Below are 23047 nucleotides of genomic sequence, written 5' to 3'. Positions count from 1 at the left end.
GTGAGTTTGGCGACCAGGATGCGCCGCGAAGACGACGATGGTATCTGGGCGCGTAGCGGCATCCGGGGGCGTGACGGCAGCGGGCTCGGCATCTTCGGGCCAGCGGCACTCGCGACCCTGCTGCTCGTCGCCGGGGCGGAGCGGGCCAATGCCCAGGAAAGCCCGCCGCCGAGCGAGAATGCCGCGCCGAGCCTTATGGACCGCGAGACGCGCGATGTTGCGCCACCGGGGCAGCCCATCTCGGCCGAGGAAATCGGCTTCGAGGCGGACAAGATCGACTATGATTATGGCGCCGACGTCGTGACGGCATCGGGCAATGTCCATGTCACGCGCGAAGGATCGCGCCTCGCCGCCGATCAGGTGGTGTGGGACCGCAAGGCCGGCACGGTGATCGCCCGCGGCGATGTCGCCCTCGTCAACGAGAAGGGCGACAAGGCCTATGCCGACGAGATGGACGTCACCGAGAGCCTGCGGGACGGCATTATCGACAATCTGCTGATCGTCACCAATGACGAGAATCGCCTCGCCGCCGAGCGGGGCGAGCGCAAGGGCGAGATCTATATCCTCAACCATGCCGCCTACACGCCATGCCGCGTGGAAGACGACAATGGCTGCCCCAAGGAGCCGACCTGGCAGATCCAGGCCGATCGTGTCGTGCTGGACCGGGCGCGCGAACTCGTCCGCTATGACGGCGCGCGGGTGAAGTTGTTCGGCCTGCCGGTCATTCCCCTGCCCGGCCTGCGCCACAATATCGGCGAAAATGGCGGCAGCGGGCTGCTCGTGCCGAACATCAACTATGACCGGCGCAACGGCTTCGAGATCGCGGTGCCTTATTATTGGCGCCTCGCCAGCAATCGCGATCTCACCATCACGCCACATGTCTACAGCAACGTCATCCCGATGGTGGAAGGCAATTATCGTGCCTTGCTGTCCACCGGCGCCTTTCAGGTCACTGGCTACGCCACCTTCAGTTCGCAGACCGACATCGGGGGAACGACGGCGACGACCGACGAGAAGTTGCGCGGCTATTTCGCGGCGAGCGGCAAGTTCCAGTTCGATCCGCTCTGGTCGCTGTCGGGATCGCTGCGCTACGTGACCGACCGTACCTTCCTCAACCGCTACGACATCAGCCATGAGGATCGGCTGCGCTCGACGCTCAATCTCGAACGCATCGACACGCGCAGCTACCTCTCGATCGCCGGCTGGGCATTCCAGTCGCTCCGCACGAACGAGCCTACCGGTCAGGTGCCGATCGCCATCCCCGCGATCGACTATCGGCTGCGGATGACCGATCCGCTGCTCGGCGGCACGGTGCAGCTGCAGGCCAACAGCCTCTCCATCCTGCGCACAACGGGGCAGGATACCCAGCGCGCCTTCACCGGCCTCACCTGGACCAAGAACTTCCTGACCGGGCTGGGCCAGGAAGTCAGCGTCACCGGCTATGCGCGCGGCGACGTGTATCACAGCGACCAGAACGAGCTCTCGCCGACCGTCATCTATCGCGGCAACCCCGGCTGGGAAACGCGCGGGATCGCAGCGCTCGCGCTCGACATGCGCTGGCCGTTCATCGGCAAGGCGCTGGGCGGCGCGCAGCGGATCGTGCCGCGCGTGCAGCTCGTGCTGTCGCCTCATCTCGCCAACCTCAACGTGCCGAACGAGGATGCGCGCGCGATCGACCTGGAGGACAGCAACCTCTTCGCGCTCAACCGCTTCCCCGGTTATGATCGCTACGAGGATTCGAGCCGTGTCACCTATGGCTTCGACTATACCCTCAACATCCCCAACTTCACCTTCGACGCCACGATCGGCCAGAGCTATCGGCTCGACGAGAGCGCCAGCGTCCTGCCCAACGGCACCGGCCTCTCCGATCGCCTGTCGGACATCGTCGGGCGCGAGCAGCTGCGCTTCAAGGATTTCGTGACGGTCACGCACCGCTTCCGGCTCGACAAGGACAATCTCGCCGTGCGCCGCAACGAGATCGAGGCCACGGTCGGGTCGCGCAAGACCTATATGGAAGTCGGCTATATCCGGCTCAACCGCAACGTGACCGCCGGCGTCGAGGATCTGCGCGACGTCGAGGAAATCCGCCTTGCCGGGCGCATCGCCTTCGCGAAGCGCTGGTCGGTGTTCGGATCGACCAACATCGATTTGACCGGCGCGAGCGACGATCCGACCAGTCAGCTCTCCGGCTTCGAGCCCGTGCGCCACCGCCTCGGCATCGCCTATGAGGATGATTGCGTCGAGATGGGCCTGACCTGGCGCCGCGACTATCAGACCGTCGGCGACGCGCAGGCGGGCAATTCCTTTCAGCTGCGGCTGGTATTTAAGAATCTGGGCATATAAAGACGGGCGCTCGGCATGGCCGCGCGACCCTGAACGGCTGCGCGCTGCTCAGCCGGGGTTCATGCGCGACGGCTATGAACGGAGCATCGGCGGAGCAGGTCAACGCGCAGTTGGAGATATGCCTGCTTCTGAATGGAGAGCATTTTGAGTGACGTGAAGAAGATGACAGCCCGTTTCATCATGGCGATCGCGGGCGTCACGACATGTCTGCAGGGTCCCTTTGCTCTGGCGCAAACGGTGCAGGAAGACAATCTGAGCGCGCCGTCCGCAGGACTCGACATTCCCGAGGATGTCGTCCTGTTCGGCAAGCGTGACCCCAATGTGCGCAAGGCGCTGGCGCTGGTGAACGGCGAAGTCATTACCGAGACCGACATCGAGCAGCGCCTCGCGCTCGTCGTCCTCGCCAATGGCGGCAAGGTGAGCGATGAAGAGCGCAACCGCCTGCGTCTCCAGGTGCTGCGCAATCTCATCGACGAGACGCTGCAGATCCAGGCCGCCGCTGCCAAGGACATCAAGGTCTCAAAGGAAGAGCTGGACGAGAATTTCGCCCGCGTGGCGAGCAACTTCAAGTTCTCGCCGGATGGCTTCGCCAAATATCTCAAGGCGCAAGGATCGTCGGATCGCAGCATCAAGCGTCAGATCGAGGGTGAAGTCGCCTGGAGCCGCCTGCTCCGCCGTGAGGTCAATCCGTTCATCAACGTCTCGACCGAGGAAGTGACCGCCATCGTCAATCGCCTGAAGGCGGACAAGGGCAAGGAAGAATTCCGGGTCGGCGAGATCTATCTCTCCGCGACGCCCGAGACGACGCTGCAGGTCCAGAAGAATGGCGAGCAGATCCTCGAGCAGATCAAGAAGGGCGGCTCCTTCCAGGCCTATGCCCGGCAGTATTCCGAGGCATCGACGGCGTCGGTCGGTGGTGAGCTCGGCTGGGTGCGCGCCGCGCAGCTTCCCGACGAGCTGGCCTCCGCCGCGCAGCAGATGCAGGTCGGCCAGGTTGCGGGGCCGATCCCGATCCCGGGCGGCTACTCGATCATCTATCTGATCGACAAGCGGCAGGTGCTGACCGCCGATCCGCGCGACGCGGTGCTCAGCCTCAAGCAGCTCGCCGTCGACTTCCCGGCCGGAACCACGCCGGCTGAAGCACAGAGGCGCGCCAACGAATTCGGCGAGGCGATCAAGTCGATTCACGGCTGTGGGCCGGTCAATGAGATGGCGACGAAGATCGGCGCGACAGTCGTCGAGAACGACATCCAGGCACGCAATCTGCCGCCGCAGCTGCAGACCATCCTGCTCCAGATGCAGGTCGGCGAATCGACACCACCGTTCGGATCCGCGCAGGAAGGCGTGCGCGCCCTTGTGCTGTGCGGCCGGGACGATCCGCAGGACGCAACCGCGCCCAATGCCGAGCAGATCGCCTCGCAGATGGAAGAGGAGCGCGTGAACAAGCGTGCCCGCACCTATCTGCGCGACCTGCGTCGCGATGCGGTGATCGACTATAACTGACCAGCGGCCAGGACTGACGCGGCCAATCGCGATCTCGCTGGGCGATCCGGCGGGAATCGGTCCGGAGATCATCGCCAAGGCCTGGGACCTGCGGCAGAGCGAGCAACTGCCGAGCTTCTTCGTCGTGGGCGATGTCGAGGCGATCAAGGCCGTCTGGAACGGGCCGGTCGAGCGGCTCGACGATCCTGGCGCCGCGGCCAGCGTCTTCGACCATGCCCTGCCCTGCCTGCAAGTGGCCGATGCCGGTGAGATCATTCCGGGTCAGCCGACCCTCGACGGCGCGCGCTGCGCGTTCCAGGCGCTGGAAGTCGCGACCGGCCTTGCCCGGGCGGAAAGCGCGAGCGCGCTCGTCACCGGCCCGGTTTCCAAGGCGCAACTCGCGCAGGTCGGTTTCACGCATCCCGGCCAGACCGAATTCGTCGCCGAGCGCTGCGGCGTCGGGCGCGACAATATCGTGATGATGCTCGCCGGCCCGACCCTGCGCGTCGTGCCGATCACCATCCATGTGCCCTTCGTGCAGGTTCCGCAGACATTGACGGCCTCGCTGATCCGCAGCCGTGCGCTGGCGACGGTGCGCGGGCTGCGGCGCCTGTTCGGCATCGAAAATCCGCGCCTTGCCATGGCTGGACTCAATCCCCACGCCGGCGAGAATGGTTTGCTGGGCGACGAGGAGCAGATATTGATCGCCCCCGTTCTCGAGCAATTGCGCGAGGAAGGCATCGATATTACCGGCCCGCATGCCGCCGACGCCATGTTCAGCGAGCGCGCCCGCTCGCGCTATGACGCCGCGCTCTGCTGCTATCATGATCAGGCGCTGATCCCGATCAAGACGCTGCATTTCGACGATGGCGTCAACATCACGCTGGGCCTGCCGATCGTGCGCACCTCGCCCGATCATGGCACCGCCTTCGAGATTGCCGGGCGCGGCCACGCCCATCCCGGCGCGATGATTGCTGCGATCAAGATGGCGCGCGATGCCGAGATCAACCGCCGCGCCTGGGCCGAACCCGCCTGACGCCATGACCGGCCTCTCGCCCATGCGCCCCGATCTTCCACCCCTTCGGGACGTGATCGCCGCTCACGGCCTGCGCGCCAGCAAGGCGCTGGGGCAGAACTTCCTGCTCGACGAGCAATTGCTGGACCGCATCGCCGCCGTGCCGGGTCCGCTGGCCGGCGAGCGCGCCTATGAGGTCGGTCCCGGCCCCGGCGGCCTGACGCGCGCATTGCTGCGCGCCGGCGCGCAGGTGACGGCGGTCGAACGCGACGAGCGGTGCCTGCCTGCGCTCGCCGAGCTGGCCGCAGCCTTTCCCGGCAAGCTGCGCGTGATCGCGGACGATGCGCTCAAGGTCGATCCGCTGGAAGCCTGTGGCGGTCCGGCCCATATCGTCGCCAACCTGCCCTACAATGTCGGCACGGCCCTGCTCGTCGGCTGGCTGGAGAGCGAGACCTGGGCGCCGTGGTGGAAATCCGCGACATTGATGTTCCAGGCCGAGGTCGCCGAGCGCATTGTCGCGAAGCCCGGCAGCGATGCCTATGGCCGCCTCGCCGTGCTCGCCCAATGGCGCTGCGAGGCGCGCATCGCGATGAAGGTCCACCGCTCCGCCTTCACCCCGCCGCCCAAGATCATGTCCGCCGTCGTGCATCTCGTGCCGACGGTCGCGCCGGAGGGCGTTGATGTGAAGGTGCTCGGCAAGCTCACCGCCGCCGCATTCGGCCAGCGCCGCAAGATGCTGCGTCAGAGCCTCAAGGGTCTGCCGGGCGCGCTCGACGCGCTGGCTCGGCTCGGCATCGACGAAAGTCGCCGCGCCGAGACATTGACGGTCGAGGATTTCGTGGCCGTGGCGCGGCTGCTGGGCGCCGCGCCCTAAATCCGACTCAGTTAGCTTCAGGCATCCGCGGCGCCGGCACCTTGTCGGCCGCGGCGACCTTGGGCGCACCCGCCGCGATGGCGGCGACCAGCGGCTCCGCGCTGGCGCAGCTCTGCTTGCAGATGGTGCGCAGCTTGGCGAGCGTCTCGCGCGCGCTTTCGGTCGCGCCCTTGTCCATCATCGCAAGGCCCTCGCCCTGCAGCGCGGTCTGGTTGTCCGGATCGATCTCGAGCGCGCGGCCGAAATAACGGATCGCCTTGCCAGGCATTTTCTGGAGCCGCGCGATCTTGCCGAGCGCCATGTAGATGCCTGGATCCTGCGGAGCGAGCAGCAGCGCGGTTTCATAGGCGTCGCGCGCCTGGGTGATGTTGCCAGCCGCCAGCGCTTCCTGCGCCTTGACCGTCCACTGCACTGCCCGTGCATTGGGCACAGGCACATCCGCCTTCTTGCCGAGGGTGCTGCTCGCCGACAGGGCAAGCGCGGCCGCAAGCATGATGGAAGCGGGAGTAAACCGCATAATCGTCTCCAGAATAGAACCGCGTGCGAATGACGCCATATCGGTCGAGGCTAGCATGGTTTTTCGAGCACAGAAAAGAAAAAGCCGTCCGTTCCGTCATGTTGCGGGCTCAGCAATGTGCCGAGACCCCACGGCCTTCCCGCTTCGGTGCTGCGTTGCGGCGACCATAAGAAGTTCGAGCTAACAAATTGCTGAACCTGATCGTGCCCCTCGCGATCGATCAGCGAGCAGACGGCATAGACGAGCCGCCCGCCCGGTTTGACCAGCGGTGCGGCGACCTGGAGCAGCCGCGCCTGCAAGGCAGCGATGCGGGCCAGCCGGTCGGGCGTCAGGCGCCAACGGGCTTCGGGATTGCGCCGCCATGTGCCCGATCCGCTGCAGGGCGCATCGATGAGCACGACATCGCATTGGCTATCCAGCGGGGCGAGGCGCTCGGACTCCCGGCCGGGATCAAGCAGCAGGGTCTCGATCAGCCCGGCGCAACCGGCCCGCTCGGCGCGCGGCACAAGGCGCGCGAGGCGATCGCGCACCGTGTCGGCGGCAATGAGACGCCCTTCGCCGGCCATGTCCGCCGCCAGCGCCAGCGTCTTGCCGCCGCCGCCGGCGCATAGATCGAGCACCGTCATACCCGGCCCCGCCGCACAGACCTGCGCAATGATCTGGCTACCGGCATCCTGAATCTCGAGTGCGCCATCGCGGGCAAGCTGATCGCTCTCGACATCCGTTCCAGAGGGCAGCGCGACGCCCTGCCGCGTTTCCGCGATCGGTTGCGCACCCGGCCAGCGTGCCAACACGATCTGGCGCGTCGTCTTGAGCGGATTGACCCGGATGTGGAGCGGCGCCCGGTCGAGCAGCGCCGCCTGCTCCTGGGTGCTGATAAGCTCCGCAAGTTCGGGGACAATCCAGCGGGGCAGCAGGCTTCGCGCCGATGCGCCCTCACCCGGCAGGATCGGCGCCGGACCATGGGTCGATCCGTCAAAAAGGGCGGCAAGCTCGCCATCCTCCCGCGCGATGCCCACCAGCGCTGTGCGCCCGCTTTCCGGCCGGTCACCATAGGCCCGGATCGCCCGATAGACGAGATCGCGGACGGCGCGCCGATCCTTCGATCCGGCATAGCGGCGATCGCGGAAATAGCGCGCAATGAGCGTGTCGGCGGCCGGGCCATCGTCCCGCGCCGCGGCAATGATGAGATCGAGCAGGTCGATAGCGGCCTGGAGGCGAGCGGCGGGGGTCATGGCAGCATTGAGCCCCTCCCCTTCAGGTTCAACAGGGGCGCGTGACTCTGTTGAAGGGTTGGGGTGGGGTTGGCGACGTCGCAGTTCGCTTCGCGACACCCACCCCCTACCCCTCCCTTGAAAGGCAGGGGCTTATGGAGGGCCTCACCGCGTCGGATAATTGGGTGCCTCGCGGGTGATCGTGACATCGTGCACATGGCTCTCGGAGAGTCCGGCGTTGGTGATCTGGACGAAACGCGCACGCTCCTTGAGGTCACGGAGCGTGCGACTGCCGGTATAGCCCATCGCCGCCTTCACGCCGCCGACCAGCTGGTGGATTACGTCCCGTGCCGGCCCCTTGTAGGCCACCTGCCCCTCGATGCCCTCCGGCACCAGCTTCATCTGGTCCTTGATGTCCTGCTGGAAATAGCGATCCGCCGATCCGCGCGCCATCGCACCGACCGATCCCATGCCGCGATAGCTCTTATAGGCGCGGCCCTGATACAGGAAGGTCTCGCCCGGCGCTTCCTCCGTGCCGGCCAGCATCGATCCGATCATCACGGCCGATCCGCCCGCAGCCAGCGCCTTGGCAACGTCGCCCGAAGTGCGGATACCGCCATCGGCGATCACCGGCACATCGTTCTTCGCCGCTTCCTCGGCCGCGTCCATGATCGCCGTGAGCTGCGGCACGCCGACGCCGGCCACGACGCGCGTCGTGCAGATCGAGCCCGGCCCGATGCCGACCTTGACCCCGTCCGCACCCGCATCGATCAGCGCGCGCGTCGCTTCGGCCGTCGCGACATTGCCGGCGACGAGCTGGACGCTGTTGGAGAGCTTGCGGATGCGCGCCACCGTCTCGGCGACCATCTTCGAATGGCCATGAGCCGTATCGACGACGATCAGGTCGCATTCGGCATCGATCAGCGCCTCGGTGCGCTCCTGCCCCTTGTCGCCCACCGTCGTCGCGGCGGCGACGCGCAGGCGGCCGGTCGCGTCCTTGGTCGCCTGCGGATAATTGACCGCCTTTTCGATATCCTTGACCGTGATCAGCCCGACGCAGCGGAAATCCTCGTCGACCACCAGCAGCTTCTCGATGCGGCGCTGATGCAGCAGGCGGCGCGCTTCCTCCTGCGCGACACCGATGCGGACCGTCGCCAGATTGTCGTGCGTCATCAGCTCGCGCACCGGCTGGGCCGGATTCTCGGCAAAGCGCACGTCGCGATTGGTCAGGATGCCAACCAGCTTGCCGGATGCCTCGACGATCGGGATGCCGCTGATCTTGTGGCGGGTCATCAGCGCCTGCGCGTCGGCCAGCGGCTGGTCCGGGCGCATCGTGATCGGATTGACCACCATGCCGCTCTCGAAGCGCTTGACCGCGCGGACGGCGGCACATTGTTCCTCGATCGTCAGATTGCGATGCAGCACACCGATGCCGCCGAGCTGCGCCATGACGATCGCCATGTCCGCCTCGGTCACCGTGTCCATCGCCGAGGAGAGGATCGGGATATTCAGCGAAATGTCGCGGCTGATCCGGGTGGAGACATCGGCCTGGCTCGGCAGGACATCGCTCTCCCCCGGCTGCAGGAGAACGTCGTCGAAAGTGAGGCCGAGCCTAATATCCATGGGTGCGCCACCTGGTCTTTGAGTATCCCGCCGGGGAATCAGTGGCGGCCCATGTAACCATTTCCCCCGGGAAGGGCTAGGGGGCGGCGCGATTAAAGCTGAGGGGGCAATTTTCGGATGCCGTCAGGCAGCGGCGCGGCTCAGGCTCGAGCGGACTTCGTCATGGGTGAGCCGGCGTTTCTCGACGAGGCAGGTCAGGCCGAGCCCGTCGAGGCCCTTGTGGGGGAGCGCCTTGGCATAGGCCGTCACGGCGTCCGCATCCCGCTCGATGCCGCGCCGGTCGCCGCAATGCAGGGCGACCTTCTCGCCGAACGGAGCGCCCCACGACGAGGCGACGATGCGGCGGTCCGCATCGATCAGCGTCAGGCGCGTGCGATCCGCTTCGCTGCTCGAACTGGCGGCGGCCGCGAGCATGGCGCCGATCTGGGTGCCCCAGTCGAACTCGAGGACCACGACGCCGGCCGGCGAGCCGTGCGGATCCGTGCAGTGCCGCACGCCGCCGCTCAGCATCAGCGAGACACGGTCCTTCTGCCAGGGCGTCTGCCAGACCTCGCCCACCTGCCATTGCGTGGCCGAGGAAAGCATCAGCGCCCTGCTGAAGCTCGTCCTGTCCGAGATGTTGCCGGCTTGCGCAGCGGACGAGGCATCAGCGGAGGCGACGACATTGCCGGCACGATCGGCGATGAAGATATTGCGATAGAAAGGGGAGCAGGATGTAAACAGGGCCAGGCGTGCCTCGGCCGTCGCGATCGTTTCGCTGGAGGGCGCCACCAGCGCATTGTGGAGATCGCTGTCGGTCGCGAGCGTGCAGACCTCGCCCGCGCGGCCCGCAACCAGGCCGATGACCGACTGAGCCAGGGAGTGTGCCCGATCGAGCAGTCGACCCGTTTCGAGTTCCTCGGTGAGCTGGCCTGCAACCATGGCGCCGGCGCGGATGCTACTGCTGATGCCCTCGCCAAAGGTGCCGGATACGCAGCTGGCCTGCTCGGCCAGCGCTTTCACTTCCTGGGCGACAACGGAAAAACCCCGCCCCGCTTCGCCGGACCGGGCCGCCTCAATGGCGGCGTTGAGCGCGAGCAGGCGAATCTGGCGGACGATCGATCCATTGGCATCGCCAAACGCGTCGATGTGATCCCTGACCTGCTCAAAGAGCGCTATGATCCGTTGTGGCACTGCTTGCGACCTCATCGTTCCGGCCCGCTGCGGCGCGCCTGAAACTTTATGTTTGATGCGCCGACCATAGGGGGAATAGGCTAAGGCACGGTTAAATAAAGAAAATGCCCTGGAATCCGGCGTTAACATGCACTGTGTGCAGTTTCGAACACGACTCAAGTCATGCTAGGCATGTCGCTACAGGGGGACGGTCGATGAACGATATCTGGAGCTGGCTGGTCAATCCGACGGGCCTGACGCCGCATGGCTTCTGCCTGACCTGGGCGCCCGGCCTCATCTGGCTCCACGCGATTTCGGACATCGTGATCGGCCTTGCCTATTTCTCGATCCCCGTCGCGCTCACTTACTTCCTGATGCGCCGCAAAGACGTGGAATTCCGCTGGATCGTCTATCTGTTCGTGGGCTTCATCATGGCCTGCGGCATGACGCACTTCATGTCCGTCTATGTCCTGTGGGTCGCCGCCTACGGCGTCGAGGGCCTCCTCAAGCTGGTCACCGCGATCCTCTCCGTCATCACCGCGGGTCTGCTCTGGCCGCTCATCCCGCGCCTGCTCGCCCTCCCCTCGCCGACCCAGATGACCGCCCTGAATGTCGCCTTGTCGAACAAGATCGACGAGCAGGAGCGCACCAATCACCTTCTCATCGCCAGCGAAGAGCGGGTGCGCAGCGCCAATGCCGAGCTGGAAGCACGCGTGGTGCAGCGCACCGCCGATCTGACGAGCGCGAATGCCAGCCTGGAAGCAACGCTGGAAGATCTGCGCGAGACGCGCGAGGAGCTGGTGGGGATGGTGAAGGAGCGCGAGGACGCGCTCCAGCAGCGCAACCTGCTGCTGCGCGAGGTGTATCACCGGGTGAAGAACAATCTCCAGATCGTCGACGCGATCATCACCATGCAGGAAGGCGAGCTGAACGACGAGAGAGCCCGTGCCGCGCTCCAGTCGCTGCGCAGCCGGATCTACGCGCTCGGCCTCGTCCACCAGCAGCTCATGACCTCGCGCGATCTGCAGACGTTTGACATCGCGCCCTTTCTCAAGGAGCTTGCCGAGAATGTCGTCGCGGCCGGCGCGATGGGCGATATCGCGCTGGAGGTCGAGGCGGACGAGCTGCCGGTCAATCTCGATTATGCGGTGCCGCTCGGCCTGCTTGTCACTGAGCTGGTCACGAATGCGATCAAGCATGCTTTCCCCGACGGCAACGGCAGGATATCGGTGACACTCGTCCGGCACGCGGAGGATGACCGGATCGACGTCACGGTCGCCGACAACGGCCAGGGCGACAAGACGGACGAAGCCTCCCGGACGGGGCTCGGCAAGCGGTTGATTCAGGGGCTGGTGCAACAATTACAGGGACGGATGGACATTCAATGGCAAAAAGGGACGATGGCAAGGGTCACGCTGCCAACGCCGAAACTGGTCTGACATCGATCAATTGCGCGCTCGTCGTCGAGGACGAGTTCATCATCGCGGAGGGGTTGCGGGTGCAACTCCAGGACATGGGCATCGAGGTATGCGGTATTGCCGCAAGTGCGGGCGACGCGATCGATCTCGCCGCCCGGCATGCGCCCGGACTCGTGCTCATGGACATGCGGCTCAAGGGCGAAGGCGACGGCGTCGACGCCGCGCTCGCAATCCACGCGCGGGTCGGCTCCAAGGTCATCTTCATCACAGGATCGCGCGAACAGGCCACGATCGACCGGATTGCGCTCGACCATGCCGCGGCGACCCTGTTCAAGCCGGTGTCGTCTTTTCAGCTGCGGCGGACGATCGAGCAGGTCGTCGCCTGACCGATCGTCCGCGGCCGGTCAGACCAGCGGTTTTTCCTCACCGCCATGCTGGCGCCGCTGGCGCTCGGCGCGATCGATCAGCGCCTTGGCTTCCTCGACATGCATGGTCTCGATCATGCGGCCGTCATAGCGCTGAGCACCTCCGGTAAAGGCCTCGACGAGGCTACGCGCCTGCTCAACCGCAGGACCGCTCGGCGAGAAAGCCGCGTTGGCGATCTCGATATGGCTCGGATGGATGATCGACTTGCCGTCAAAGCCCATCTGGCGGCCCTCTTCGCATTCGTGTGCCAGACCCTCGGGATCCTCCAGATTGTTGTAGACCCCGTCGAACGCCGCGACGCCGGAAGCCCGCGCCGCCAGCACGATCGACTGGAGCGCGAGCGAGAAGGCGCTGCGCGGCGCATCGGGCGGGATCGCGAGCCCGCGCCGCAGGTCATTGGTGCCCGCCATCAGCGCGACGACGCCCGGCTCCCGTGCGATCCGCTGGCAATTGACGATCCCGGCCGGGCTCTCGATCATCGCGATGACCTGCCGCTGCGTCACGAGATGCGCGTCATGTGCCTGGCGCGGCTCGATCACCTTGGGGAGAATGACATAAGGCGGCGACGCGGCGCGCACCGCGACCATGTCCAGCCCATGATCGCCCCGCCCCTCGGCGTTGATGCGGATCGCGCAGGGGCGGCCGCCAAAGCCGGCCCGCACCGCCTCGACCGCCGTTTGCCGGGCGCGGTCGCGGTCCTCGGGAAGCACCGAATCCTCAAGATCGAGAATGATGAAATCGCAATCGACCGTCCGCGCCTTCTCGATCGCGCGAGGACGTGAGGCAGGCACGAACAACATGGTGCGCACAAGCCGCAGCGGCAATTCCGTATCCGAGTTGTCCCGGGGCTTCTTCATCCTTCGTCTCTCCCTGTCGTCCGGCCGATTCCGCTTTCCGGCGGCGTTTCGTAGAGCCATAGTAGCGGCACCCGGAGCAGGAGGCCATCGGCCATGGACGTGATCACTCTCGCCTTGTTCGTCGTCATTCTCGTCGTCTTCTATCTCTTCGCAAGCGTGAAGATCGTCCGCCAGGGCTATCGCTATACGATCGAGCGCTTCGGGCGTTTCACCGAGGTCGCAGCACCGGGCTTCAACCTTTACCCCGCCTTCTTCTACCGCGTCGGTCGCAAGATCAACATGATGGAGCAGGTCATCGATGTGCCCAGCCAGGAGATCATCACCAAGGACAATGCGATGGTCTCGGTCGATGGCGTCGTCTTCTTCCAGGTGCTCGATGCCGCCAAGGCCGCCTATGAGGTGAGCCAGCTCAATGTCGCCTTGCTCCAGCTCGCCACGACGAACCTGCGCACCGTCATGGGGTCGATGGACCTCGACGAGACCCTCTCGAAGCGCGACGAAATCAATGCGCGGCTGCTCTCGGTGGTCGACCATGCGACCAATGCCTGGGGCGTCAAGATCACACGCGTGGAGCTCAAGGACATCCGCCCGCCCGCCGACATCGTCAATGCGATGGGCCGGCAGATGAAGGCGGAGCGCGAGAAACGCGCCAACATCCTGGAGGCCGAGGGCTTCAAGAGCGCCGAGATCCTGCGCGCCGAGGGCGCCAAGCAGGCGCAGATCCTGGAAGCCGAGGGCAAGCGCGAGGCTGCCTTCCGCGAGGCCGAGGCCCGCGAGCGCGCCGCTGAGGCCGAAGCGAAGGCGACAACGCTGGTCAGTGAGGCCATCGCGGGCGGGAACGCGCAGGCGATCAACTATTTCGTCGCGCAGAAATATGTCGAAGCGGTCAGCCAGTTCGCCAGCTCGCCCAATGCCAAGACCATCCTCTTCCCGGTCGAGGCGACGCAGCTCATCGGCACGCTCGGCGGGATCGGCCAGATTGCCCGGGAGGCGCTCGGCCTTGACGAAACCGGCACCGCGCCCCGCACTGGAAGCGGCCTGCCAAGGACCAAGACGCCGTGATCATGCACTGGTTCGACGGCGCTTCCCCGGCCTTGCTCTGGGGCATATTGGCCATCGTCCTCGCCATCGCCGAGATGGTGATACCCGGCACCTTCCTCATCTGGATCTCGCTGGCCGCCGCGCTCACCGCGGGCGTCACCCTGCTGCTGCCGGTCGACCCGTCCTTCCAGATGCTCGCCTTCGCCATCCTGAGCGCGCTCTCGGTTTCGGGCGGTCGCCTCTGGTATCTCGCCCGGCCGGTCGAGGCGGAAGACCCCCTGCTCAACGATCGCGCCGCGCGGATGATTGGCCGCAAAGTCGAAGTGATCGAGGCGATCGTGAAAGGCGAAGGGCGGGTGCGCGTCGATGATGGAAGCTGGCGGGCGAATGGGCCGGATGCGGAAGTTGGCGCGCATATGCTCGTCACCGGCGTGTCCGGCTCGACCCTGACCGTCACCCACCTGCCGCCCGAACCGGCCTGACCGCGTCCTTCTCCTCCCCGCCGACCGCGACGTTGCGGCGGCGCGGCATGGCTTCGGGCATCTCCTCGCGGATGAAGGCGAGCAGCTTCTCGCGCAGTTCGCAGCGCAGATCGAACGCCTCGGACGCGTTGCGGGCCGTCGCGAGACCGCGCACCTCGATTGCGTCGGCCTTCATGTCGGTAACCTGCAACACCTGCCCGCGCCCGTCCCACAGCCGGGATGCCTTGACGATCTCCTCGTAGCGCGCCCGTAACCGGCTCACGTCGGCGCCGGGATCAAGATAGAAGAAGACCGACCCGAGTAGCCGGCTCGTCGCGCGCGTCCAGTTCTGGAAGCTCTCCTCCAGGAATTTCGAGATCGGCACGACGAGACGCCGCTCGTCCCATATCGCGACGACGACATAGGTCAGGTGGATTTCCTCGACCTTGCCCCACTCGCCATCCATGATGACGACATCGTCGATGCGGATCGGCTCCGTGAACGCGAGCTGGACCCCGGCGATGATGTTCTTGAGCAAGGGTTGCGCCGCCGCGCCCACGGCCAGCGCCGCCAGTCCCGCCGAAGCCATCAGGGTGACACCCACCGCTCGCACGGCGGGAATGCTGAAGAGCATGAGGCAAAGCGTGATGAAGACTGCGAGCAGGATGGCGATCCGGCCCAGGATCGCGGTCCGCGTCCGCCTGCGCCGGGCGTGCAGATTATCCTCCATGCTGATGTCGGCGCGCAGCGTGACGACGTCCTGCAACGCCCTGATCATCGCAATCGCCAGCCAGCCGATCAGACCCGGCACGAGAATGGCGGCGGCCTGCTCCCAGATCGCATGGCCGCGATCCCCCAGCACCAGCGACGGCCGCAGGAAAGCCAGCGCCAGCGCGACGATCAGCCAGCGCAGCGGGCGGCGGGCGCGGATCACGAACGGATCGTCCAGCGCGGTCCGGCTGCGCGTCACGAGCCGGCACAGCAGACGCATCGCGATCCAGTGAAGGGCGAGAGCGCCGGCCACGGTCACCGCGATCAGGATGAGCGAGGCGAGCAAGGGCGGCACGGCCCAATGGTCGGGCAGGCTGAACTGCATGCTTCCGCAACTGCGAAGGACCGGCGCGGTTCCCCATCCTTACGGAAACACGGGTCGACGCGCCGCGATGGTGCGGCATTCCGCTTCCCCCTTGCGACTCCTTTCGCACTCTGCGACGCGGGTCGAAATCGCTCGGAGACCTCGCTTGTCCAATATCATCGTCGAGGGCGGCCGGCCGCTCAATGGCAGCCTCAGCCCCTCGGCCAACAAGAATGCGGTGCTGCCGGTCCTCTGCGCGACTTTATTGACGCAGGCGCCGGTCACGCTCTCGAACGTGCCGGACATCACCGACGTGCACCTGATGCTCGATTTCTTCCGCAAGCTTGGCAGCGAGGTCGCGGTGGACTTCGACACCGGCAAGGTCCGGCTGCATCACGGCCCCGGCATCCGGCCCGACGCGGTGCTGCCGGTCGGCATGCGCTCCTCGGTCATGTTGATCCCGCCGATGCTGCACCGCTTCGGCCAGGCGATCCTGGAGACGGACGCCAAGGGCTGCACTTTGGGCTCGCGCGAGATCGATCCGCATATCGACCTGTTCAAGGCGTTCGGCGCGACCGTGCACGGCGCGGCCGGAAACGTCGTGATCGAGATGGCCGGTCAGGCGCAGGCGATCCACCACTGGCTCGATTATGCCTCGGTCACGACCACCGAGAATTTCATCATGTGCGCGCTCTCCGCGCAGGGCACCTCGCGGCTGATCAATGCCGCCTGCGAGCCGCATGTGCAGGAGCTCTGCGCCTTTCTCACCTCGATGGGCGTGAAGCTGACCGGGACGGGCACCTCAACGATCACCGTCGAGGGCGGCATCCCGCTGGCGGAAGCCCACCACAGCTTCGAGGAGGATTTTCACGAGGTCGCGACCTTCCTCGCCCTCTCGGCGATGACCGGCGGCGACATGCGGATCAGGAACGGAGTGCCGCACCACTTCCCGCTGCTCGACCGGACCTTCGCCAAGTTCGGCGTGACCGTCGAGCATAAGGACGGCTGGTCGCGCGTCGCCGCGCGTGATCCCCATGTCCAGCGCCCCTTCACGGCGCATATGCTGCCCAAGGTCGAGGCAGCGCCCTGGCCCTATATTCCCGCCGACCTGCTCCCCATCTTCATCGCGCTCGGCGCCTGCACCAACGGGTCGATGCTCTATTGGAACAAGGTTTATGAAGGCGCGCTCGGCTGGTCGTCGGAGCTCAGCAAGTTCGGCGTGCAGACCGTGCTGTGCGATCCGCACCGGCTGATCACGCTGGGCAGCAGCGACCATCTCACGCCCGCCGAGGTGGAGAGCCCCTACATCATCCGCGTCGCGATCGCCCTGCTCATGGTCGCCTGCGCCGTGCCCGGTCGTTCGACGATCCTCAATGCCGACCCGATCCGCCGCGCGCATCCGCGCTTCGCAGAAAATCTCTGCGCGCTCGGTGCGGACGTCGAATGGGTCGGCACGCGGCAGTCAGATGCGGGGTAGCGCGCCCAGATCGGGTTCGACGAAGCCCAGCCGCGCCTCGGCCGAGAAGAGCTTGTCGCGCGAGTAGAAGCGCAACGGCCAGTCCCGCTGTCCCTCCGGCGCACCGAGCAGGCCATTGACGGCGGCCAGCAACTCGGTTTCGCCGGTGCGGACCAGATAGAAGCGCACCCCGGCCACAAAGGCGCGGGTGATCGATTCATGATAGCCCTGCGTCGCGTCGTTCACGCCGCCGACGGCCTCGTTGTAGCGCCGGATGAGATCGCCAATGTCGCGATCGACGCGGATGTCCGGCCGCTCGACAAGGAGCCAGAGACAGGTGGCGAGATGCGCCTCGTGCGTCCATGCCTCCTTGGGAAGCGTCCGCGCGAGCATCGCCTCGCCGGTCGCGCGAATATCCTCGGCCCGCGCGAACAGGCGCGGCGCGTATGTATCAGTCATTGTGAAGTCCGTTCGAAATCTGGTCGCGAGAGCGGCGTCTCAATCCGCGAGCGTGTGCCGATGCGGGCACCGCTCTCCCCCGCTCGACTTGCCTAGGCGATGCCCTGTCGTTGCAAGTTCATGACCAACTCCCGAATGAGGTCACCCCTCCCGCCTGAGGAAGGGTCAGATGGACGTCGCGCAGCGAATCGCGACGTTGCCGTCGCTATCTCTACGGAAATGCGCCGAAAATGAAAGTCAGTCCTTGCCGAACAGCCCCTTGGCGAGGCCGCCCAGATTGTTGAGCGGATTGCCGTCGCCATCCTTGTCGAGCGCACTCATGCCCTTGGCGAGCATATCCTGCGCACCGCTGCCCACGCTGCCGAGCATGCCCTGCAGGCCATCGAGCGAAATGCCATGCTCCCTGGCGACATCCTGGAGCGCGGTCACATGATCACCGCCGGCTGCGACCTTTTCCTGGATCGCCTGGACCGCGGCCTGGATCTTATCGGCCGGCAGCCCGAGCTTGCCCGCAACATCATCAAGATTGCCGAGAATATTGTCGAACATGCTCATGGGACGTCCCTCCAACGGCCTGACAATCAGGCGGCGGCCACCCTATCACGGGGAGCCGCCGCCAGAAAGCAAACTCGCATCACGCAACCAACGCTGCGTGAGCCATGTCAGCTGAAGGCGACGCGCGCCGACCGGCGGCGCATGGCCATGCCAACCAGACCGAAGCCGCCGATCATCAGCGCCCAGCTCGACGGTTCGGGAATGGTTCCCGCGAGCTGAAAGGTGAAGTCGTCATAGCCATAGCCCGCCGGATCCTTCGATGCGCCGGTCACCACGATCCGGTCGAGATCACCGAAGGCGGCGAGATTGACCAGTTGCGCCGTGCCGGTCACGCCATCGCCAAACACGGTGAGCGTGCCCAGCGTTGCCGCGCCGAGAAACGCCTCGACCGATAGGCTCTGAACGCTGTCGTCGCCGGTGAAGAGGAAGGTCAGCGAATTGACGACGCTGGCGAAGCTGACCGCGAAGTCGCCGCCGCAATAATTGCTGGTTGTGCGGGGGCACAGGATCATCGGCGCGCCAGTTCCCCAGTTGGGCACACCATAGGTGCTGATCTCGAATTCGGTGGTGCCGGCAAGCGGGCTGAACGTAGCACCGGAGTCGGTGAAGCCGCCGGACGTGGTCGGGTCGGTATAGCCTTCGAAGGTGATGACGGTGGCGTGCGCCGAGCCGGCGAAGGCCGCCATTAGACACGCGCTAACGAGCTTCTTCATAACGAATCTCCCACTGGGTGCTTAATGCGATCCGGGCATTCCCGTTTTTATGATTATCGGGAATTTACCATTCATTCCGCAGTTGCGAAAGAAAACCGGGCATTATTAACCACAACTCGGCGCCTTGCCGACCCGGCCTGCCGGGAGCTGAGCCTCCCGCACGACCAAATGGCGGCCGCTCCATCTGGAGCGGCCGCCATTTCGGTTTCTTGATACTCCGTGAGTGCGCGATCAGGCCGCGACGGTCATCACTTCGCGCACGGACGCATCCACGTCCTTCTCGAACTGGGCGAAGTTGGTGACGAACTTGCGCACCAGCTCGGCGGCCGTTGCGTCATAGCCGGCCTTGTCGCCCACCCATGCTTCACGCGGATCCAGCAGCTTGGGATCGATGCCCTCGACAGCCACCGGAACCTCGAAGCCGAAATTCGGATCGATGCGGAACTCGGCATTGTTGAGGCTTCCATCGAGCGCGGCGTTGAGCAGCGCGCGCGTCACCTTGATCGGCATGCGCTTGATGCCCGGATCGGTCGCCTTGCCACCCGTCCAGCCGGTATTGACCAGCCAGCATTTCACGCCGCCCTTGGCGATACGCTCCTTCAGCAGGTTGCCGTAGACGCTGGGCGGACGAGGCATGAACGGCGCGCCGAAACAGGTGGAGAAGGTCGCCTGCGGTTCCGTCACGCCGATCTCGGTGCCCGCGACGCGCGCGGTATAGCCCGAGAGGAAGTGATACATGGCCTGATCCGGCGAGAGACGTGCGATCGGCGGCAGCACGCCATAGGCATCGGCCGTCAGGAAGATGATATTCTGGGGCACCGGGCCCAGATTCTTTTCCGAGGCATTGGGGATGAAGTCGATCGGATAGGAGCCGCGGCTGTTTTCGGCCAGGCTGTCGTCGTCGAGGTCGATCTCGCGCGTATGCGGATCGATCACGACATTTTCCAGAACGGTGCCGAAGCGCTTGGTCGTTGCGTGAATCTCCGGCTCGGCCTCGGCCGAGAGTCGGATCATCTTGGCGTAGCAGCCGCCCTCGAAGTTGAAGACGGCCGTGTCGGACCAGCCATGCTCGTCATCGCCGATCAGGGTGCGGCTGGCGTCGGCCGAGAGCGTCGTCTTGCCGGTGCCGGAGAGGCCGAAGAACACGGCTGTGTCGCCATCGGGACCGATATTGGCCGAGCAGTGCATCGGCATGATGCCCTTGGCCGGCAGCAGATAGTTGAGAATGGAGAAGACCGACTTCTTCATCTCACCCGCATAGGCCGTGCCGCCGATCAGGATCAGCTTTTCGGTGAAATTGACTGCGATGATCGTCTCCGAGCGGCAGCCGTGCCTGGCTGGATCGGCACGGAAGCTGGGCAGGTCGATGATCGTGTAATCGGGCACGAAATCAGCCAGCGCATAGGCCTCGGGACGGACGAGCAGCGTGCGAACGAAGAGATTGTGCCAGGCCAGTTCATTGATGACGCGGACATTCACGCGGTGCTCGGCTTGCGATCCGCCATAGAGGTCGGCGACATAGAGCGCCTTCTTCTCGGCCAGGGCCGCGAAGAAATCAGCTTTGAGCGCCGCGAAATGCGCAGGCGTCATCGCGACATTGGTCTCGCCCCAGCCGATCGTGTCCTTCGTGGTCTCGTCGAGAACGATGAACTTGTCCTTGGCGCTGCGGCCGGTGTGCTTGCCGGTTGCGACGACAAGCGGGCCGTCCTTGGACAACAGGCCCTCGCCGTTGCGCACGGCTTCCTCGGCCAGAGGCGCCGTGAGGAGGTTCCACTTCACCTCTGCGGAAGTCGAAATACCCTGTTTATCCAAGCCGTAGGAAGATCGCGCCTGCACACTTGTCTCCTAAATCATCGACGATCACCCGCATCGTCCTGCGACCGGGCCTGTCCATAAATTGTCCTAGTCATCTGCGCATAAGCGTTTGGCCGGTCAGCGTCAAACCAGATACCATGTTGCAGTGCCACGCATTGGGACAGTCCGGGTACGCACCGCCTCAATCAGGCGGCATCGACCGACCGGGCAATTGTTGCGCACCATAAGCGCTTCGTCTAGTCGGGACGTTCCCGCAACACAGGCTGACGCAAAGGCTCGATGAGCGCCTCGATCGCCCTGGTCGACGACGACCGCAACATTCTCTCGTCGCTCAGCATCGCGCTGATTGCGGAAGGTTTTGTGACGCGGCTCTATTCGGACGGCGCCGCCGCTCTCCCCGCTTTGATCGACAATCCGCCCGATCTCGTCGTCTGCGACATCAAGATGCCCAATCTCGACGGCGTCGAACTGCTGCGGCGCCTGCGCGAGAAGAGCAGCCTGCCCTTCATCTTCCTGACCTCGAAGACCGATGAGCTGGACGAGGCGCTCGGCTTCGCGATGGGCGCCGACGACTATATCGCCAAGCCCTTCTCGCAGCGGCTGCTGATCGCGCGGATTCGCGCCCTGCTGCGCCGCGCGGCGCTGGCCGAGACCCCCGAGGCGGCAAGCGACGAGCTGCCCGAGACGATCGCGCGCGGGCGCCTGAGCATGGACCCGGCGCGCCATCGGGTGCTGTGGGACGGCAGGGATGTTGCTCTCACCGTCACCGAGTTCATGATCCTCGAAGCGCTCGCCCAGCGGCCCGGCATCGTCAAGACGCGCAACCAGCTCATGGATGCCGCCTATCAGGACGACATCTATGTCGATGACCGCACCATCGACAGCCACATCAAGCGCCTACGCCGCAAGTTCCGCGACGTGGCGCCGGATTTCAACGCGATCGACACGCTCTATGGCGCCGGATACCGTTTCAACGAGGAGTGAGGAGCGCCAGGCGAGCAGCGGCGAGTGGACCACCCGCATCTCGCTCACCCGGCGCATCCTCGCGGTCAACATCTTCGCGCTCGCGATCCTGGCCGGCGGCTTCTTCTATCTCGACAGCTATCGCGCGCGCCTGATCGACGGGCGGCTCGCGACCATCGAGCGCGAGGCAGCGCTGGTCGCCACCGCCATCGAGATCGCGCCGAACCGGGATCGCCCGCGGCTGCTCGCGCGCTCGGCCGAGGCGACCGGTCTGCGCCTGCGCATCTATGACGTGGCGGGACACAAAGTGGCGGACAGCTTCGCGCTGGCCAAACCGACCTATGAATTGCGGGATCCCGACGCGGACCCGATCCATATCAAGCTCGCCCGTTTCCTGGACAAGGTCGTGGAGACCATCGCCCTGGCCAATACACCGCCCTATCTGCAGGAACCGCTGGATGACCGGCTGGGCAATTGGCAGGAGGCGCGCGAGGCGATCGCACGGCACACGCCCACCGTCACCTATCGCTTCGCGCCGGATCGCACGCCGTTCCTGAGCGCCGCGCGGCCGCTCGGTCCGCACAGCGTCCTGCTCGCCACCGCCAACGCGCGCGACATCACCGAGATCGTGCGCGCCGAACGGGTCCGCATCGGCCTCGTCCTGGCGGCGGCGATCATCGCTTCGGTGCTGCTCTCGCTGTTCCTCGCCCGGACCATCGTGCTGCCCTTGCGACGGCTGGCGCGGGCGGCGGTGCGCGTGCGGCTGGGCCGGGCGCGCGAGGTCATCGTGCCGCGCCTGCCCGAGCGACGCGACGAGATCGGCATGCTCGCCCGCGCCATTTCCGACATGAGTCAGGCGCTGCGCCAGCGCATCGACGCGACCGACGCCTTCGCCGCTGATGTGAGCCACGAGCTCAAGAATCCGATCGCCTCGCTGCGCTCCGCGCTGGAGGGCCTCGGCAAGATCGAGGACGCGGGCCTGCGCGCCAGGCTGCTCGACATCGCGCAGGACGATGTGCGCCGGCTCGACCGGCTGGTCACCGACATTGCCGAAGCCTCGCGCATCGATGCCCAGCTGTCGCGCACGCCTTTCGAGCCGATCGATCTTGGCCGCATGATCGGCCGGATCGCGCGCAGCCAGGCTCCGCGCGAAGGCGCGCCAACCATCAAATTCTCTTATGCCGGCCCGGGGCGCGGCGCCGTCCATGTGATGGGCGATCCGCAGAAGCTCGCCCGGGTCGTGGAGAATCTGGTCGACAATGCCCGCTCCTTCTCGCCGGAAGGCGGGCGCGTGCGCCTGACGGTCGAGGCGGGCAGCGACCGGGCGCTGGTGGCGATCGAGGATGACGGGCCTGGTGTGCCTGAAGCCGAGCGCGAATCGATCTTCCGTCGCTTCCACAGCGTCCGGCCAGAGCGGGACGGGTTCGGCAAGCATAGCGGTCTCGGCCTCGCCATCGCGCGCGACATTCTCGCCGGCCATCACGGCACCGTGTGGGTGGAAGACCGGCCGGATGGCAAACCTGGCGGCCGCTTCGTCTTCACCCTGCCCCTCGCGATGCCGCGTCCTGACAATGCGCCCGGAACCTGA

At 65.7% G+C, this 23047-nt stretch carries 21 protein-coding genes; 11 read left to right on the top strand and 10 right to left on the bottom strand.

What is annotated here, in order from left to right:
- The first annotated feature begins 18 nt into the window (after positions 1-18).
- From KK488_RS20560 to rsmA, 4 genes are all read left to right on the top strand, one after another.
- A complete protein-coding gene (locus KK488_RS20560; RefSeq protein ID WP_250890851.1) occupies positions 19-2343 on the top strand; it encodes an LPS-assembly protein LptD in 2325 nt (774 codons plus the stop codon).
- Between the two features lie 180 nt (positions 2344-2523).
- A complete protein-coding gene (locus KK488_RS20555) occupies positions 2524-3846 on the top strand; it encodes a peptidylprolyl isomerase (protein WP_250890867.1) in 1323 nt (440 codons plus the stop codon).
- 13 nt (positions 3847-3859) lie between these two features.
- Positions 3860-4861 (top strand): 4-hydroxythreonine-4-phosphate dehydrogenase PdxA, encoded by a 1002-nt coding sequence (gene pdxA, locus KK488_RS20550; protein WP_214625635.1) that lies wholly within the window; start codon positions 3860-3862, stop codon positions 4859-4861.
- 22 nt (positions 4862-4883) lie between these two features.
- Positions 4884-5714: a 16S rRNA (adenine(1518)-N(6)/adenine(1519)-N(6))-dimethyltransferase RsmA gene (rsmA, locus tag KK488_RS20545; protein ID WP_214625633.1), complete on the top strand. Its 831-nt coding sequence runs from the start codon at positions 4884-4886 to the stop codon at positions 5712-5714.
- Positions 5715-5721: 7 nt separating this feature from the next.
- On the opposite strand, the gene KK488_RS20540 is transcribed toward rsmA, so the two are convergent.
- The 4 genes from KK488_RS20540 to KK488_RS21630 form a co-directional block, all read right to left on the bottom strand.
- Positions 5722-6207, bottom strand: a complete 486-nt coding sequence (locus KK488_RS20540) for a tetratricopeptide repeat protein (protein ID WP_214625588.1) — start codon at positions 6205-6207, stop codon at positions 5722-5724.
- 74 nt (positions 6208-6281) lie between these two features.
- Positions 6282-7466, bottom strand: a complete 1185-nt coding sequence (locus KK488_RS20535) for an RsmB/NOP family class I SAM-dependent RNA methyltransferase (protein ID WP_214625587.1) — start codon at positions 7464-7466, stop codon at positions 6282-6284.
- A 144-nt stretch (positions 7467-7610) separates the two neighbouring features.
- Positions 7611-9068 carry an IMP dehydrogenase gene (guaB, locus tag KK488_RS20530; RefSeq protein WP_214625586.1) on the bottom strand — a complete coding sequence of 486 codons (1458 nt, stop codon included), beginning with the start codon at positions 9066-9068 and terminating at the stop codon, positions 7611-7613.
- Between the two features lie 123 nt (positions 9069-9191).
- Positions 9192-10241, bottom strand: coding sequence for a cache domain-containing protein (locus KK488_RS21630; RefSeq protein ID WP_349356947.1), 1050 nt, complete (start codon positions 10239-10241; stop codon positions 9192-9194).
- Between the two features lie 194 nt (positions 10242-10435).
- Between KK488_RS21630 and KK488_RS20520 the strand changes: the two genes are divergently transcribed.
- The gene (locus KK488_RS20520; RefSeq protein WP_214625585.1) at positions 10436-11659 is read left to right on the top strand and encodes a sensor histidine kinase; all 1224 of its coding nucleotides are present in this window, start codon (positions 10436-10438) and stop codon (positions 11657-11659) included.
- Entirely contained in the window at positions 11605-12024 is a 420-nt protein-coding gene (locus tag KK488_RS20515) for a response regulator (protein ID WP_214625584.1), read from the top strand. The genes KK488_RS20520 and KK488_RS20515 overlap by 55 nt, the downstream gene beginning before the upstream one ends.
- 18 nt (positions 12025-12042) lie before the next feature.
- Here the strand turns inward: KK488_RS20515 and KK488_RS20510 are convergent, their stop codons facing one another.
- On the bottom strand, positions 12043-12921 hold the full coding sequence (locus KK488_RS20510) for an HpcH/HpaI aldolase/citrate lyase family protein (protein WP_250890849.1): 879 nt from the start codon (positions 12919-12921) through the stop codon (positions 12043-12045).
- Positions 12922-13014: 93 nt separating this feature from the next.
- On the opposite strand from KK488_RS20510, the gene KK488_RS20505 reads away from it, so the two are divergent.
- Both KK488_RS20505 and KK488_RS20500 read left to right on the top strand, forming a co-directional pair.
- Positions 13015-13983, top strand: coding sequence for an SPFH domain-containing protein (locus KK488_RS20505; RefSeq protein WP_214625583.1), 969 nt, complete (start codon positions 13015-13017; stop codon positions 13981-13983).
- A 2-nt stretch (positions 13984-13985) separates the two neighbouring features.
- Positions 13986-14444: an NfeD family protein gene (locus KK488_RS20500; RefSeq protein WP_214625631.1), complete on the top strand. Its 459-nt coding sequence runs from the start codon at positions 13986-13988 to the stop codon at positions 14442-14444.
- Here KK488_RS20500 and KK488_RS20495 read toward each other — a convergent pair.
- The gene (locus KK488_RS20495) at positions 14416-15519 is read right to left on the bottom strand and encodes a mechanosensitive ion channel family protein (RefSeq protein ID WP_214625582.1); all 1104 of its coding nucleotides are present in this window, start codon (positions 15517-15519) and stop codon (positions 14416-14418) included. The two genes, KK488_RS20500 and KK488_RS20495, sit on opposite strands and share 29 nt — an antisense overlap.
- A 145-nt stretch (positions 15520-15664) precedes the next feature.
- Here KK488_RS20495 and KK488_RS20490 point away from each other — a divergent pair, with 145 nt between their 5' ends.
- Positions 15665-16975 carry a UDP-N-acetylglucosamine 1-carboxyvinyltransferase gene (locus KK488_RS20490; protein ID WP_214625581.1) on the top strand — a complete coding sequence of 437 codons (1311 nt, stop codon included), beginning with the start codon at positions 15665-15667 and terminating at the stop codon, positions 16973-16975.
- Here the strand turns inward: KK488_RS20490 and KK488_RS20485 are convergent.
- The 4 genes from KK488_RS20485 to KK488_RS20470 all read right to left on the bottom strand — a co-directional run bounded on the left by KK488_RS20485 (position 16961) and on the right by KK488_RS20470 (position 20517).
- On the bottom strand, positions 16961-17413 hold the full coding sequence (locus KK488_RS20485) for a hypothetical protein (RefSeq protein WP_214625580.1): 453 nt from the start codon (positions 17411-17413) through the stop codon (positions 16961-16963). The genes KK488_RS20490 and KK488_RS20485 overlap by 15 nt on opposite strands.
- Before the next feature lie 237 nt (positions 17414-17650).
- Positions 17651-17968, bottom strand: coding sequence for a hypothetical protein (locus KK488_RS20480; RefSeq protein ID WP_250890848.1), 318 nt, complete (start codon positions 17966-17968; stop codon positions 17651-17653).
- A gap of 107 nt (positions 17969-18075) precedes the next feature.
- On the bottom strand, positions 18076-18681 hold the full coding sequence (locus KK488_RS20475) for a PEPxxWA-CTERM sorting domain-containing protein (RefSeq protein ID WP_250890846.1): 606 nt from the start codon (positions 18679-18681) through the stop codon (positions 18076-18078).
- A 231-nt stretch (positions 18682-18912) separates the two neighbouring features.
- Complete coding sequence (locus KK488_RS20470) at positions 18913-20517, bottom strand: phosphoenolpyruvate carboxykinase (protein WP_214625579.1); 1605 nt, start codon at positions 20515-20517, stop codon at positions 18913-18915.
- Positions 20518-20775: 258 nt separating this feature from the next.
- Here KK488_RS20470 and KK488_RS20465 point away from each other — a divergent pair, with 258 nt between their 5' ends.
- Entirely contained in the window at positions 20776-21480 is a 705-nt protein-coding gene (locus tag KK488_RS20465) for a response regulator transcription factor (protein WP_214625578.1), read from the top strand.
- Positions 21449-23047 (top strand): ATP-binding protein, encoded by a 1599-nt coding sequence (locus tag KK488_RS20460; RefSeq protein WP_214625577.1) that lies wholly within the window; start codon positions 21449-21451, stop codon positions 23045-23047. The genes KK488_RS20465 and KK488_RS20460 overlap by 32 nt, the downstream gene beginning before the upstream one ends.

It is taken from the genome of Sphingobium nicotianae, assembly GCF_018603885.1.
In the GTDB taxonomy this organism is placed as follows: domain Bacteria; phylum Pseudomonadota; class Alphaproteobacteria; order Sphingomonadales; family Sphingomonadaceae; genus Sphingobium; species Sphingobium nicotianae.
The sequence above is the reverse complement of the archived record's forward strand: the minus strand, read 5'-3'. Positions and strand labels throughout refer to the sequence as shown.